This window comes from Thalassobaculum salexigens DSM 19539 (assembly GCF_000423805.1).
Lineage (GTDB): Bacteria > Pseudomonadota > Alphaproteobacteria > Thalassobaculales > Thalassobaculaceae > Thalassobaculum > Thalassobaculum litoreum.
Window position 1 is genome coordinate 11,316 of the sequence record NZ_KE384093.1, and the last position, 15,539, is coordinate 26,854.

Below are 15,539 nucleotides of genomic sequence, written 5' to 3' on the forward strand. Positions count from 1 at the left end.
GCGCATGCGGCTCTCGGGGATGCGCGGCGGGCGATCGAGTTCCTGTCCGCCGCGCGAGAGATCTTCGCGGAGATTGATGCCCAACATCTCGTCGAGCATGTCGGCCAAATCCTCCAACAGTTGAACAGCGATACCAGCTGATTGAAACTTCAGTCAAAATGCGCGTAGCGATCGCGGGCACGATCGACACGTTCGGAAAATTTTTTGCGGTCCCGTTGGAACGCTTGATGAACAGGTTGAACAGCTTGGAGCAGAGGGTCAGTCGGCATGCATAGGGGTGAAACCAGAGCCAGCCGCGTCGCTGCTAGGCCAACCAATTGCTGGTCGATGATCTCTAGCTGAGCGCGTCGGCAAGCGTCAGACACCATTTCTTCCGGTAGTGGTCCAACGCTCTGTAAGTCGAGTGCGGCGACTTCGGATCGGGCCAGTGCCCATAGAGCGTGTTCGGGCCACCGGCTGCGGTTGGTGTCTGTAGCAGGGGTGCAGTAGCGGGTCCGATCGAGTGCCTGCTCGAAGATTGTCGGTGCGGCCGTCGTGAGTTCCTCCCATGTCGTCACTTTGTGCTGGTCCTTCAGGCAACTCTTGCCGGCACGGGTCTCGATCCGCCAAATCGTGGAAGTAAGCGGGTCGGAGAAATCGATCGGAGGCAGCCCGCGTTCCCCTATTGATCGGCGCCAAATTTCCAGCCAGACCTTTTTCTCCGGCTTTTGGAATGCTTCCAGGCGCTTGTCGTAGACGATCACCTGTCGTCCCGGCATCTTGCCGACTGTGACTGATGTGTACCGACCGGAACGGCCGTGCGACCGGACGACCTCGACTTCACGGTGATCGGCCCGCGTCGATCGCGAATGCATGACGAAGTTATCGGGGTGGAGGTCAAAGTCTGGTGCCAGAACATCGACGGCGAAGTCGACGCGGCCAATGCTCTCCGGACGGACGGCAAGTAAGCACCCCAGTGCCTTTAGGGTATCTTCAATCCGCTCCCGCGCACCTTGTAGGCCATAGGTCGCGAGCATCAGGGACTTTGCCGAGATCCGGATACCCCATGGATCGCTCGCGTTCGGCCGTTTGAAGAACCAGGTCGCGCCGAGCGGACCGGTATCGCAGCGAAACGCATAACCGCCACGAGCGCCGCTTTCGGTGACGTGAAGTCTCTTGCCGCCATACTCGATCAATGCGGGTTCACGTGCACTGATTGCGCGCTGTTGCGCTTGTTCGAGACACTCCAAGAACCCCTCTGAGATCTGGCCCTGGTAGGCCACGTCCAGATTGTCAAAGCCGCTGTAAATTACCTTCATTGCTCTCTCCTACTCCCTTGTCGATCTAGAGGGGGGTGCTACAGGGACCCCCCTCTTGGACTTTCGTCCTTGTCGATTTCTCGAATGTCAGGGGGCCGACCGCTTCGCGGCCGGCGGGATGCGCGCTCCGCGCAGGGGCAGCATTTGTTTTGGGGGCGGGCAATGGCCCGCCCGATGGGGAGGGCGGGGGAGGGCTTGCGGCTGGCGCCGGAGCCCTCCCCCGGCTTTTGAAGGAACGCACTTGGCGTCCGCCCCCAAAATCCCCGACCGTGCTGCCAACCCGGCCGGGGCAAAACTCATCGCTCAGCTAGGCTGCGCAACTGGTATCCGAGGTGCTCGTGACGGTCCGCTCAGCGATCCAGTTGAGAAGGTCTTGAACCCGGTAGCGGATCGACCGCGACGACACCTTGATGAACTTCGGGCCGCCCCCGACGACGCGCCATTTCTGAAGCGTGCGGACGGAGTAGCCGAGCAGTTCGCAGGCATCCTGTTCGTTCAGGAGTTGGTCGGGGTGGTAGTCGATAGCCATTGGATTTCCCTCATTGCAGTTTCAACGCAGTGAGGGTGAGCGCAGTGAAGGGCGGTGAATATCCGTCACCGATTAGAAAATTGGTGAGCCAAAATTCCCGAAAACTCCTCGAATTATCTGATAATAATCAATCTGTTATGGTGAATATCTAAGATCGGTCAGATTGATCGTTGTGGGCTCACCGAACTTGTGTCCGACGCGGCCCAGGGCGCTTCCAAGCAGATGGTGCGTTCTTTGCCCAGATGCGCTTGCCGGCGGCCTCGCTGAGTTTTGGGAATGTCTCGCGGATCTTCCAGATTGCGCTATCCCGTTTGGGCTCTGGTCCCTGGTGATCGCTGACGAACTGGCGAAACCAGAGCGTTGCCCGATCTTCAAGCGGCAGGTCGGCTTGGGCTTCAGTGGCGATTGGCGGAACCGTGCTCCGCCATTTGTGAAAGTCATCTGATTGAATCTTGATCACGCCACGCCGCACGCTGGATATGGACTGCGGCAGGACGGCAAGCGACAGGTCCAAGTACCAAGTGAACCCGTGGACCTCGCCCCGCCAAAGGTCCGGAGTGATCTGAGTCATCGATGGGCCACGGGATGACCAAGCCTTTAGCGTCTCGGCCTTGAAGGCGTCGATCAGCACTCGCTCGGCCGTTTCCCGTCGTTGCCATCGCGCGTACCGGGCTCGCTCCAGGTTTCCAGCTATGGGGAGTGCGTCTCGTTTGAGCGCTACGTCTTGCCGCCGTTCTTCTAGGACTGCGCTCTCACCCTTCAGGCGGCTGACTTCAGCCGCATTGGTCGTCTTGCCTATCGCTGATTTCAGAGCGTCTATTTCCGCGGTGAGTGCGGAGAACTGCTGACCGAGTTCCACGCGCAGATCGTCGCCCTCATCCGGATCCGGGCAAGGTCGCGCAATGATCTCCTGCGCATCCCACTCACTGGCGTAAAGGTGCCGTCCCAGCAGGTCGAATGCTTCTTCGAGGAAATAGAAAACGCGTTCGTCCGACAGGGCCATGTCACGCACAATATATCTATCTATATAGGCTAGCCGCCCCGATACCCGGCCGTGCGGCGCCTACGTATATACGTACATAACGAAACCGCCCGCCGTGCTGGCGGATCCTACGTACGTACGTAACGTAACGGGGCGGGCGGAGGGACGGAACCCTCAGCCCTTGCCGGCCATCGCACCACCGACCAATTCCGCTGCCGCGCGGATCGGATCGTCCGCGAGGTGGGCATAGCGCGCCGTCGTTTGCGGAGTGGTGTGCCCCAGCAGCTTGCCGATCAGCGGAAGGCTCATCCCGAGGCCAACGGCCGCCGATGCGAACGAGTGCCGCAGATCATGGATGCGGACATCTTCCAATCCGGCTTGCGCTCGGATGCGGCGCCACGGCTTCTGCAGGTCGGTGACGTGCTGACCCTCGACCGCACCGGCGATCACGTACGGGTTGCCGTCGATGCGAGGCAGGGCATCGAGCACCGACCGTGCCGCATCGTTCAGAAAGACCGTCTTAGCCCCGGTCTTGCTGTCGGGCAGATACAGGTTGTCCCGTACGTAGTCCCATTTGAGGGTCTGGATCTCCCCGAGCCGGCAGCCGGTGAACAGCAGCAGCTTAAAGGCACCGGCTACGTGCTCGGTCTCGGTCCCATCGGCGACCACGTTGTCGAGCGCGCGCAACAGCCGTCGGCGTTCCTCTGCCGATAGATATCGCTCCCGTTTCTCCTCTCGGTATTTCTTCACATGCCGGCAGGGGTTGGACCCGTCCGGGCGTAGTCCCCAGACCTCAGCGAGATTGAAAAGTTTGGAGAGCACCCCAAGCGTCCGGTTCGCCTGGTAGGGCCGGTCCCGCAAGTCGTGATGCAGCTTGGCGATATGGGCGCGCTCAATGTCCTGCAGCTTGTATGTGCCGATAGCCGGCTTGATGAACAGATCGACGGAGCGCTGATATTCCCGCGCCGTGCTCGGCTTGCAGTGGACCGGAACGTACTCTTTGAGGAACCGGTCACACATTGCAGCGACTGAGGGCGCGCGCCGATGGTCCTCTATCTCCGATGCCGGGTCGCCGCCGTCCGCAATGACGCCGAACAGCCGCTTGGCCTTGGTACGCGCCTGTTCGAGGGTGATCTTACCGTGTGCCCCAAGTGAGACGCGCCGCGTTCGGCCTGCCTTGCGGTACTGGATCAGGTAGGACTTGCGCCCGGACGGCATGATGCGGACGCCGAAACCGGACATGGCGTCGTCCCATAGGAAGTAGTCGCTCGACTGTATCGCAGCACCTTCAACAATCCGTTTGGACAGTCTCGCCATACCTGAGCCCCTCGTCTGTGGAAGCGCTATGGAAGCAGTTGGAAGCGCGAGCCGGCGATCAAGAGGTAGGAGTTGGCGTAGGGAGCGTCAACATTAAATCAGTATAATCAATATATTATAGTCTACCAGCGCGAACTGGCGGAAACGGGCGTAGACAACAGAAGCGAACTCATAACCTGAAGGTCGCAGGTTCAAATCCTGCCCCCGCAACCAAATTTACGCCCGCTAGTCCAACCGGATAGCGGGCTTTTTGTTGTCCTGACGCCAGCCACACAAACCTGTCGCTGTTCAGAAAGCCGCTGGTCACTGTCTTTGCGGTTTCCGGCAGGTGCGGTCCTCCCGGTGGCGCCCCCCTATGCCGGCACTGCGGACCCGTCTCGTCTCGGATCCGCCGCGCCGACCATCGCACCGGTCTCCGGCGTGAAGGACACCGCCTGCATGCCGCCGCAGTTCATGGTCAGCGGGGCCGCCATCTCGACCGTATGGCCGCGCCTCTTCAGTTCCGCCACCGTCGCCTCCGGCACCCGGCTCTCCAGCTCGACCCGGGCACCGTCCCACAGCCGCGCCCGCGGCGCCTCGATGGCCGCCTGCAGGTCGAGGCCGTAGTCGAGGTAATGCACATAGGCCTGGGTCTGGGTCTGCATGATGCCGTAGCTGCCCGGGGTGCCGAGCGCCAGCACGCCGGTGCCGTCGACCGTGCCGATGCTGGGCGCCACCACCGAGGCCCAGGCCTTGCCCGGCGCCAGGTAGTTCGGCGAGTCCGGCTCCAGGTCGCCCCAGTTCAGGTAGTTGGACATGCACACGCCGGTGCCCGGGATCACCACGCCGGAGCCGAAGATGCCGCCCAGGGTCTGGGTGATGCAGATCAGGTTGCCCTCGGCATCGGCGGCGGAGAACGAGGTGGTGTGCTGCCTGGTCCAGTCGGTCTCGCTCATCGGGCCCGCACCCCACTGCTCGGTGCGGCCGATCACCGGCTTGCCGTCGGTCAGACGGGTGCGCAGCCGGTCCATGACGGCCGGCTCGAACAGGGCCTCGACCTCGGCGCGCGGCCGCTTGTTGTAGGTCAGGCGCATCTCCGAGGCGATGCGGATCGAGCGGAACACGGTGTCCAGATGGTCCGGGCCCAGATGGTCCATCGCGCCGATATCGGTCTCCGACAGCATCGCCAGGGACAGCAGCATCTGGAAGGATTCAGCAGGCGGCGGCACGGTGTGGATCGTCATGCCGCGATAATCGACCTGCATCGGCTCCATGAACTGCGGAACGACCCGCTCCAGATCCTCCAGGGAGATCACGCCGCCGATGGACTGCAGGTGCTCGGTCATCGTCCTGCCGAGCGGCCCGCCATAAAGATAGCCGGCCCCCTCCGACCCGATCGCCTCCAGGGTGTCGGCCAGCAGCGGCTGGCGCAGCACCTGCCCGGCGGCCTTCTTGCCGAGCGGATCGAGATAGGTCTCGCGCCAGAGGTCCGGGTAGTTGCGGTCCAGGCAGAAATCCATCAGCCGGGCATAGAAGGCGGAGGCCGGCACGCCGACCCGGGCGAGGCGGACGGCCTCCTTGAACAGCTCGCCCAGCGGCCGGGTGCCGTAGGTCTTGTTGATCGTGTTCCAGCCGGCGAGGTTGCCCGGCACGCCCGGGGCCTTGGGCCCGGCGGCGATCTCGTCCTTGGTCGTGGAACTCGGGTCGAACTCGAGCGGCACCGGCGGCGTGAAGTCGAGCGAGCGGACCCGCTTCTCCTTGGCGATGTACATGGTGGCGAGTCCGTTGCCGGCGAGGCCCGACATGAAGGGCTCGCAGACGTTCAGTGCCGCCGCGGTGGCGACGATGGCATCGAACGCGTTGCCGCCCTCGCGCAGCACCTGGGCACCGGCCGCCGCCGCCGAGGGGTGGGCCGCGGCCACCATGCCGCTCACGCCGCGAACCGGGGAGCGCCCCGCGATATAGGTCACGTCTGCCATGTCGGTTTTTCCGTCTTTTTCTGTGCCGGGAGGGTTACGCCGTGAAGCGTTTCACCACGTTGTCGATGATCTTGGAGATGTTGTTGCGGTAGCCGTTGTGGGACAGGCTGCCGCAGAAAGTGATGGAGCCGGTGGAGAAGACTGCCCCACCGTTCGGCGCCTCGAAATAGGTCATGTCGGCGCGGATCAGCGAGGCATGGGTCACGCCGGTCGCCGTGTTCCGCTGGGAGAGCTGGTCCTCCAGCACCGGAATGAAGCTCTCCTGATGGTTCTCCGAGGACGCGACCACGATGGCGTGCTCCGGGGTGCCGAGGCGGATATCGGCGCGGTCCAGCTCGAACCCGGCCGCCCCGCCGCCGGACAGCCCGAAGTTCCCCAGCACCGCGTCGTCCACGCCTTCGAAGATCCAGGCGGCCCGGGGATTGTCGCTGCCGGGTTTGCGTTTGAAGTAGGAGCTCTCGAAGGCGCCCTGGCTGGAGAAGCCGACGCCGGCCAGCTTTTGCGGCGGCCGGTCGTTGCGCCGCCACAGCCCGCCATATCCGCCGTCGAGCTGGTTGAAGTATTCGCCCGGCTCGGCCGCCCAGGCGCGGATGCCGCCCTCGGCCCGGCGGATCTCGATCATGCCCGGAATGTCCGGGTGGCGGGCGACCCGCCAGTAGAAGCCGTTGCCGCCCATGTACATGAACCGCCCGCCGCCATCGACGAAGGCCTGCAGCCCGTCCAGGGTGCTCGGCGTGTGGTATTCCGGGTGCGAGCCGGTGATCACCAGCTTGTAGGGCTTCAGGATGTCCACGCCCTCGTCGTCCAGGTCCTCGTCGGTGACGATGTCGAAGTCGTGGCCCATCTCCTCCAGCCAGTCGATCAGATGGGTGTCGGCCGGGAAGTGGCGCAGGCCGGAGCCGCGGGCGTCGTTGAAGGTCAGGTAGCCCGGCCGCATCGTCACCAGCGGCCGCAGGCGGGAGGAGAAGCACACCCCGCTGCTGTCCGGGTGGTAGTTGTAGGTGGAATGGGCGTAGTCCGGCACGTCGTCGGCGTTATGGGGATACGCACCCCAGTTCTGCATCCGGGTGCGGAACGCGTGGTCCAGGTTGCCGCGCGCGTGGTTGCCGTAGACCTGATAGGTGAAGGTCGAGGCCAGGAAGCAGATATCGGCCTGCCTGGTGCCTGTCTTCGGGCGGACATAGAACGGGATGATGTCTTCGGCCTCGCCGCAGCGCAGGCGGGCGCCGTACAGGCCGCTCTTGGCGTCGGCCGGGATGTCGATGACGAAATCGGTCTCCCAGCCGCAGTCGTAGAGGTCGTCCTCGTGGAAATGGATGGCGGCGTACTGGTCCGGCGCATGGCGCCAGGACATCTCCTCGCCGGTCCAGGTGGAGCCTTTCATGGCCCGGGTCGGCATGTTGACGGTCGCGCCGTGCAGCCCGTACGGGCCAGTGTCGCGGATGCTCTGGCCGGAGATCGCCTGGCCGAAATCCCAGGCGGCGACCAGTCCGGCGACGTCGGTGCCGGCGAGGGCGGATGTCACCTCCTCGGCGCTCAGCACCCGGGCGGCGACGAAGGGAGCCTCGATCTTGCCGTTGAAATGGTTGCAGACGACGCGGCCCGGTTCGGCGGCGATCAGCAATGGTTTCCTGCTGGACAGGACCGGCGTGCCCGAGACCTGCAGGGTGGCGGTGCCGCTATCGTCGGACATCACCTGCGGGGTCATCGGGGTCTGGGTGACCGACAGGACGCCGGTGGTGCCGTCGAAACTGGCGAAGACCCGGTACCAGCAGCGGGCGCGCGGCCGCTTGCCGAGCGCCAGGGTCTCCACCGTGCCGCTGCCGGTGCCGATGCGCAGGGTGGCGCCGTCAGGGGTCATGTCGAGGGCGAAGCCTTCGCCCGCCACCGCGTCCAGGGTCGAGATGACGGTCTGCACACCCCCCTTGGCCGGCAGGGTCGGCCAGACCGTGGCGCCGATCGTGACGGAGCCGGCGATGGCGCCGGCCGGCGGGTGGCTGTCGATCCTGACGTACGAGCCGAGATGCACCGGCTGCAGGCGCGACGGATAGATGCCCGACGCCATCGGGACGTCGATCAGCTTGATGCCGGGACCGGCCGGGTTGGGATCGCCGTGGCGGATGCGGACCACGTCCATCGTGTAGTCGTCCTCGAAGGTGGACGACACCTTGAACGCGATACGGCCCCCGGGGGTGGCGGACATGCGGTCCGGATAGCCGGTGATCGGAAGCATGGCGGTCCCTCTGCAAGCTGGGTCGGTCGGCGGGCTCCCCGGCGCGGGCGCACCGGGGCGGTCAGGCGGTGAGGCGCGGGCCGATCAGGCGTCGGCGCCGCGGATCCTCGGGTCGAGCGCGTCGCGCAGGCCGTCGCCCAGAAGGTTCAGGCCGAGCATCGCGAGGATGATAGCGATTCCAGGGAACACACTCATCCACCACATGCCGAGCAGGATGTAATCCTTGCCCTCGAACAGGATGGTACCCCAGGTCGGGGTCGGCGGTCGCACGCCCAGGCCGAGGAAGCTGAGGGAGGTCTCCACGATGATCGCGTTGGCGACCAGCAGGGTGGCCTGGACGGTGATCGGCGCCAGGCAGTTCAGCAGCACGTGCTTGAACAGGCGGACATGCATCGGCAGGCCGATGACGATCGCCGCCTGGACATATTCCTCCTCCTTCTGGGTCAGCACCGCGCTGCGGGTGATGCGGGCGATCTGCGGGGTGGAGACCACGGCGATGACGATCACGACGTTGAGGATGCTCGGGCCGAGCACCGCCAGGATGCCGATGGCCAGGATCAGGGCCGGGAAGGCCAGCAGGACGTCCATGCAACGCATGATGATGTCGTCGACGAAGCCGCCGAGATAGCCCGACAGCGCGCCGGCCGTCACGCCGCACAGGGTGGCGATGGTGATGGAGACGATGCCGACCATAAGGGAGATCTGTGTGCCGTGGATCACCCGGCTCAGCAGATCGCGGCCGTACTGATCGGTGCCCAGCCAATGTTCGGCGGACGGTCCCATCAGGCGCACGGCCAGATCCTGGGCGTTGGGATCGTAGGGCGAGATCACATCGGCGGTCAGCGCCACCAGGATCGCCAGCACGAAGACCACCAGGCCCGCCACCGCCAGCTTGTTGGACGCGAAGGCGTCGACGAACAGCCGGAGCTGGCCGCGTGGCGGGGGCGGCTCCTGGGTGTCGGCCGCGACGACCGCGATTGCGTGGTCCTGGGTAGTCATCGATGTCCTCCCGCCATTCCGGTCACGCGGTCAGTGTCTGCGTGCGGCTCAGCTGTATTCGATCTTGGGATTGAGGAAGGCGTAGCTCAGGTCGACCAGGATGTTGATCCCGACATAGACCGTGGCGAAGAACAGGATCAGTCCCTGGATGATCGGGAAGTCGCGCTTGGCCATGGCGGTGATCAGCTCGCGCCCGATGCCCGGCATGAAGAAGATGGTCTCGGTCAGGACCGCGCCGGCCAGCAGGGTGCCGGTCTGCAGCCCGATCACCGTGATCACCGGGATGAAGGCGTTCTTGATCGCGTGGCTCCGGATCACCCACCGCTCCGCCAGGCCCTTGGCGCGGGCGGTCTCGATGTATTCCTTGCGCATCACCTCCAGCATGGAGGAGCGCACCATGCGCATGGAGATCGCCGCGAAGAATGCGCCCAGCGACACCGCCGGCAGGATCAGGCTCATCACCCCGGGCACGAAGCCCTTGTTGAAGTGGAACCCGCCCGGCGGCAGCCAGCGCAGATAGACGCCGAAGACGATGATGAAGACCAGGCCGAGCCAGAAGTTGGGGATGCTGATGCCCAGTAGCGCGATCACCCGCGAGACGTGATCGGTGAGGGTGTTGCGCTTGATCGCCGAGATGATGCCGACCGGCAGGGCGATGAGCAGGGAGAAGACCAGGGCGGAAACCGTCAGGGTGAGGGTCACCGGCAGCCGCGAGGCGATGATCTCGGAGACCGGCTGGTTGGTGTGCAGCGAGCGGCCGAAATCGCCCTGCAGCACGTTGAAGAACCAGATCAGGAACTGCTCCCACAGGGGTTCGTTCAGGTTCCACTGTTCGCGCAGCGCCTGGATCGCCTCCGGGGTCGCCGCGTCTCCCAGCACCGCCTGGGCCGGGTCGCCCGGGATCAGGTGGATCAGGGAGAAGATGACGATGGAAATCCCGATATAGACCGGGATGGCGTGCAGAAGCCGTTTCGCGAGATAGGCCCAGAAGTTCATCTACCGTTCTCCGCGCGGGGGAGACGGGCACCGGCGTCGCGGCCGGTGCCCGTCCGGATATCCGATTGGCGACCGCTCAGGAGAGGTCGGTTTCCCAGAACATGCTGTCGTTCGGCGTGCCGACCTTGTAGTTGGCGACGCTCTCCGACCAGGCGTCGGTGCTGTCGACATAGACCACCTGGGTGTACGGCACCTGGTCGTGCAGGATCTTGAGGAAGTCGCCATACACGAGCTGGCGCTCTTCCTTGTTCACCGTGACCAGGAACTTGTTCAGCAGGTCGTACGCCTTCAGGCCGTGTTCGTCCTCCCAGCCGAGCTGGCGCGACGGCGGGGTATAGAACAGCGGCGCGGTGGCGGGGCTGTAGCCGAAATATCCGGCGTTCAGATCCTCGTAGGACGCCTCGTAGTCCCAGACCCGCATCTTGCCGAACATGACGCTCTTCTCGAGCGGTTCGATGTTCATCTTGATGCCGATATCGGCGAGGTTGGCCTGGATCACCGTGAGCTGCTCGACGAACCAGCCCTGGGCGGTGGTCATGCAGGTGAACTCGAAATTGTCCGGCTTCGAGCTCTCCTTGAGGAACTTCTTGGCCATGTCCGGATCGTAGTCGATCTTCGTCATGTCGGCCGGATAGTCGCCGGCCGGAAGCTGCCAGCCCGGCGTCGGCGCATAGGCGATTTTGGCCATGCCGTAGAACACCTTGTCGGCGATCGCCTTGCGGTTAATACCGAAGGCCACGGCCCGGCGCAGGTTCACGTCCTGGAACGGTCCGGCCTTGGTGTTGAAATACAGCTGCTCGGTCTGGGTGCCCGGCACCTGGCCGACCACCACGCCCGGCGCGCTCTTCAGCTGTTCCAGGTTGCGCGGCGGGATCTCCTTCATCATGTCGACCTGACCGGTGATCAGGTTCGTCACCTTCACCGTGTCGTCGGGGATGATCTGGAAGTAGACCTCGTCCAGCTTCGGCACGCCGGCGGTGAAGTAGGCCTCGTTCTTCTTCAGCAGGATGTGGTCGTCCTTGACCCACTCGACGAACTCGAACGGGCCGGTGCCGATCGGGTTGCGGGCGAAGTCCTTGCCGAACTCCTCGGCCGCCTTCTTGCTGACGATCTTGCACATGGTGGATGTGTCGAGGAAGTCCGGGTACGGCTCCGCCATGGTGAACTTGACGGTGTACTTGTCGACTGCCTCGACCTTCGCCAGCGGCTTCAGCCAGAGCGACAGGAAGAAGTTCTGGCCGGTCTCGATCGCGCCGCGGATGGTGTCGTAGGTGTAGACCACGTCCTCGGCGGTCATCTCGCCGTAGCCCTTGTGGAACTGCACGCCTTCCTTGAGCTTGAAGACGTAGGTCAGGTCGTCCGGCTGCTCCGGCGCGGCGACGGCCAGATCGGGGAACATGTTCGAGTCGGCGTCATAGTTCATGAGGCCGTTGTAGATCTGCTTGTCGACGTTGAGGCTGGTCACGTCGCTCGACGTCCGTACGTCCAGGCTCCAGGCGTCGGAGCTGATGGCGACCGTCAGCCGACCGCCGGCCGCATGGGCAATCTTGGACGTGAGCAGATCGCTCGCGATGAAGGCACCGGCGCCCGCGCCGGCAATCTTCAGAAAGTCCCTACGCTTCATGGTGAAGTCTCCCGTTCTTTTCCTGTGAATCTGACCCTGGTTACCTCCGGTATTTCCCGCGTCTTCTGTTGTGCGCGGGCTCTCAGTACAGGTGGCACGCGACCGAGCGGGTCGCGTTCACCTTCTTCAGCTTGGGCACCACCTGGCGACACTGTTCCGTCGCGAACTGGCAGCGGGGATGGAAATGGCAGCCCGAGGGCGGGTTGACCGGGCTCGGGATCTCGCCCTTCAGCAGCACCCGGTCGCGCTTGGCGCGCGGGTTCGGGACCGGAATCGCGGAGGTCAGCGCCTGGGTGTAGGGGTGCAGCGGCTCGGCGTAGAGGCTCTCTCGGTCGGCGACCTCGACCAGCTTGCCGAGATACATGACCGCGATGCGCTCGCACAGGTGCTGCACCACGTTCAGGTCGTGGGCGATGAACAGGTAGGACAGGCCGAACTCGTCGCGCAGCCTGTGCAGCAGGTTCAGCACCTGGGCCTGGATCGACACGTCCAGGGCGGAGACCGGCTCGTCGGCGATGATCAGCTTGGGGTTCAGGGCGAGCGCGCGGGCGATGCCGATGCGCTGGCGCTGGCCGCCGGAGAATTCGTGCGGGTAGCGGCTGGCCATGCGCGGGTTCAGGCCCACGGTGTTCATCAGGTCGCCGACCCGCTCCTCGACCTCCTTGCCGGTCGCCACCCCGTGCAGCCGGATCGGCTCGGCGATGGCGTGGGCCACGGTCAGGCGGGGGTTCAGGGACGAATACGGATCCTGGAAGATGAACTGCATGTCGCGGCGCAGCGGCCGGAACTGCGCGTCGGTCATCGCCTGGGTGTCCTTGCCCTCGAAGACGATGTCGCCTTCGGTGGCCTTGAGCAGCCGGACAAGCAGACGGCCGGTGGTGGTCTTGCCGGAGCCGCTCTCTCCGACCAGCCCGAGGACCTCGCCCTTGTGGATGTCGAAGCTCACGTCGTCGACGGCGCGGACATACTTGGTCTCGCGGGAGAACAGGGACCCCTTGCGGATGGGGAAGTATTTCTTGAGCCCCGCGACTTCCAGCAACTTCTCCAAGAATGGTCCCCTTCGTTATGCGGTCAGTCCGCCGGCCCCGGCACGCGGCGCCGACCCATCCCCTGTCGGTCACTCGGCGGCGGCGACCGCCGTCTGGGTGACGCTGTCGAGCCAGCACCGGCTCATGTGGCCGGGCGCCACCTCCCGGAACGGGGGCTCCTCGTCGATGCATTTCTGCATGCAGTAGGCGCAGCGCGGCGCGAAGTTGCAGCCTTTCGGGATGCGCAGAAGATCCGGCGGCTGACCGGGGATCGGCTTGAGCTGATCGACCCGGTGCTCGGGTGTGGGCAGGGAGTCGAGCAGCCCGCGGGTATAGGGATGCTTCGGCTCGTCGAACAGGTCGTACACATTCGCCTGCTCGACCACCTGGCCGGCATACATGACCACGACCTTGTCGCAGATCTCGGCGACCACGCCGAGGTCGTGGGTGATCAGGATGATGGCGCTGTTCAGGTCGTCGCGGATGCGGCGCAGCAGGTCGAGGATCTGCGCCTGCACGGTCACGTCGAGCGCGGTGGTCGGCTCGTCGGCGATCAGCAGGCCCGGCTCGCAGGCCAGCGCCATGGCGATCATCACCCGCTGGCGCATGCCGCCGCTGAATTCGTGCGGATAGTTGTCGAGCCGGCCTTCCGGTTCCGGGATGTTGACGTCGCGGAACAGTTCCAGGGCCCGGGCGCGTGCCTGGGTCTCTTTCATGTCCAGGTGCAGGCGCAGGACCTCGGTGATCTGGTCGCCGACCTTCATCGTCGGGTTCAGATAGGTCATCGGGTCCTGGAAGATCATGGAGATCCGGTTGCCGCGGACCTTGCGCATCTCGCTTTCGGACAGCTTGAGCAGGTCCTTGCCCTCGAACTCGATCCGCCCGTCCACGGTACGGCCCGGCGGATTGGGCACCAGGCGCAGGATCGAGCGGGCGGTGATGCTTTTGCCGCAGCCGGATTCCCCGACGATTCCGAGAACCTCGCCCTGATCGACACTGAAGCTGACCCCGTCGACCGCGCGCACGACCCCCTCGCGGATGAAGAAATGCGTCTTCAGATTAACGACGTTCAGCGACGGCGTTCCGGTCATTTGTATCCATCCCCCGGCGGCGACTGCACATTGTGCACAAGCGAACGTTAAAGCCGGCTCCGACGGAGGTAAATACGTCCAATACGGTTTTCCCGAAAATCTGCACCGAAACTAAGCATCGATAAAAATACTTGAGTTTTCAATGCATTGAATCGCTCGATTGAAATCGAGTTAAGTGACTACTGGACGGAGGTGATTACAAAACGGGCGAGTCGAATAGGCATAAGGCGCGTAATTGTGCACAATTCTAAAGCCGGTCCGTGATGCCCGCCGCGCCGGTGGCGGATCCGCCCGGAGCGTTGGCGAATAGGGGCGGGGCGCTGCGTACGATCGGCAGCGCCCCGGCGGTGCCGTGTCAGGCGATCGCGGTGGGCATGCCGAGGCTGGCCGCCTGGCGCTGCTCGAAGGCATGCCGGGTCTCGTCGTAGCAGTGGCCGCGGAAGCCGCCGCGCACGGTACCGGGCTCGACGGCGCGGAAATAGACCCGCCAGCTTTCGGGAAGCTGCACGGAATCCGGTGGGGCGAGCCACAGCCGGTGCAGCAGCCGCTTCTCCTCCGGCGCCTCGAAATCCTCGAACTCGGTGCGCGAGTGCAGCGCCACATGGTTGTTCATGATCTGCAGGTCGCCGGGCTCCAGCCACATGGTGAACATCAGATCGGGGCGGCGCAGGATGGCGTCCAGGTAGTCGGCCGTCTCGTGCTGGGCCGCGCTCATCGGCGGTACGCCCTCCAGTTCCTGGGCGGTGCGCACCCGATTGCGGTTCCATTTGCAGAACAGCCGGCCGCCGGCGACGTCGAACAGCGGTTGGCCGTAGAACGGCGCCTCGTCCGGCGCCTCCTCCTGGTTGCGGCTGAAATGGAACGGCTGGCGCGCCACCTCCGCCAGGTCCGGACGCTCGGCGCTCAGGGTCTGCCAGGCGGAGACGCTGCTGGTGACCATGCTCTGGCCGCCGGCCTTGGCCTTGTTGTAGCAGGCGAGCGTGACCAGGTCGCAGCTGTCGACGTGGAAGTCGAGCTTGGCGTTGGAATTGTATCCACGTCCGCCGGCGGAACGGTAGTCCATGCCGGCGGATTTGACCTCGGACAGGTAGTGGGTGGCCTTTCCCTGGGGGCGGGCGACGCCGAGATGCAGGCCGATGGCCCAGCTCAGCAGCCGGAACTCCTCCGGGCTCATGCCGGCGCGCGGCAGGCCCTTCACCAGGGCGAGGCCGAGGCCGAAATGGGCCTCGCGGGCGGCGGCCTTGACCGTATCCAGCCCGGGGCCGAGATCGAACTCCTCGCGGCGATAGTCCAGGAGCGGGCGGTCCGGGTCATGGGCGGCCTTGACGGCGTCGGCCATCCGCGCCCGGTCGGCATCGGCCAGCGGGAAGGTCCAGCGGCGGTCGCGGTCAAGATCCTCGGCGCGCCACGCGGCCGACGTGTCGAATTCCTGCGGCATGTTCCTACCCGATGATGTGCTTGTTATCGGGTCATGCTATCGGCGG

12 protein-coding genes are annotated in these 15,539 nt (G+C 64.7%); all 12 read right to left on the minus strand.

All coding sequences use genetic code 11. The features are described 5' to 3' along the window. Positions 1-149: 149 nt before the first annotated feature. On the minus strand, positions 150-1,298 hold the full coding sequence (locus G578_RS0104335) for a hypothetical protein (protein ID WP_028793196.1): 1,149 nt from the start codon (positions 1,296-1,298) through the stop codon (positions 150-152). 307 nt (positions 1,299-1,605) lie between these two features. Next, positions 1,606-1,827, minus strand: coding sequence for a helix-turn-helix transcriptional regulator (locus G578_RS0104340; RefSeq protein WP_028793197.1), 222 nt, complete (start codon positions 1,825-1,827; stop codon positions 1,606-1,608). A gap of 178 nt (positions 1,828-2,005) precedes the next feature. Beyond that, on the minus strand, positions 2,006-2,830 hold the full coding sequence (locus G578_RS0104345) for a hypothetical protein (RefSeq protein WP_028793198.1): 825 nt from the start codon (positions 2,828-2,830) through the stop codon (positions 2,006-2,008). A 153-nt stretch (positions 2,831-2,983) separates the two neighbouring features. Further along, the gene (locus G578_RS0104350; RefSeq protein ID WP_028793199.1) at positions 2,984-4,126 is read right to left on the minus strand and encodes a site-specific integrase; all 1,143 of its coding nucleotides are present in this window, start codon (positions 4,124-4,126) and stop codon (positions 2,984-2,986) included. A gap of 353 nt (positions 4,127-4,479) precedes the next feature. Then, positions 4,480-6,084, minus strand: a complete 1,605-nt coding sequence (locus G578_RS0104355; protein WP_028793200.1) for a gamma-glutamyltransferase family protein — start codon at positions 6,082-6,084, stop codon at positions 4,480-4,482. Between the two features lie 34 nt (positions 6,085-6,118). Beyond that, complete coding sequence (locus G578_RS0104360; protein ID WP_028793201.1) at positions 6,119-8,317, minus strand: N,N-dimethylformamidase beta subunit family domain-containing protein; 2,199 nt, start codon at positions 8,315-8,317, stop codon at positions 6,119-6,121. A gap of 84 nt (positions 8,318-8,401) precedes the next feature. Next, a complete protein-coding gene (locus G578_RS24670) occupies positions 8,402-9,316 on the minus strand; it encodes an ABC transporter permease (RefSeq protein ID WP_084618685.1) in 915 nt (304 codons plus the stop codon). 48 nt (positions 9,317-9,364) lie between these two features. After that, positions 9,365-10,312 (minus strand): ABC transporter permease, encoded by a 948-nt coding sequence (locus G578_RS0104370; RefSeq protein ID WP_028793202.1) that lies wholly within the window; start codon positions 10,310-10,312, stop codon positions 9,365-9,367. Positions 10,313-10,388: 76 nt separating this feature from the next. Further along, complete coding sequence (locus G578_RS0104375) at positions 10,389-11,936, minus strand: ABC transporter substrate-binding protein (RefSeq protein ID WP_028793203.1); 1,548 nt, start codon at positions 11,934-11,936, stop codon at positions 10,389-10,391. A gap of 82 nt (positions 11,937-12,018) precedes the next feature. Beyond that, the gene (locus tag G578_RS0104380; protein ID WP_028793204.1) at positions 12,019-12,984 is read right to left on the minus strand and encodes an ABC transporter ATP-binding protein; all 966 of its coding nucleotides are present in this window, start codon (positions 12,982-12,984) and stop codon (positions 12,019-12,021) included. Between the two features lie 69 nt (positions 12,985-13,053). Next, the gene (locus G578_RS0104385; RefSeq protein ID WP_028793205.1) at positions 13,054-14,055 is read right to left on the minus strand and encodes an ABC transporter ATP-binding protein; all 1,002 of its coding nucleotides are present in this window, start codon (positions 14,053-14,055) and stop codon (positions 13,054-13,056) included. A 355-nt stretch (positions 14,056-14,410) separates the two neighbouring features. Beyond that, on the minus strand, positions 14,411-15,493 hold the full coding sequence (locus G578_RS24675; protein ID WP_051243918.1) for a TauD/TfdA family dioxygenase: 1,083 nt from the start codon (positions 15,491-15,493) through the stop codon (positions 14,411-14,413). Between the last annotated feature and the right edge of the window lie 46 nt (positions 15,494-15,539).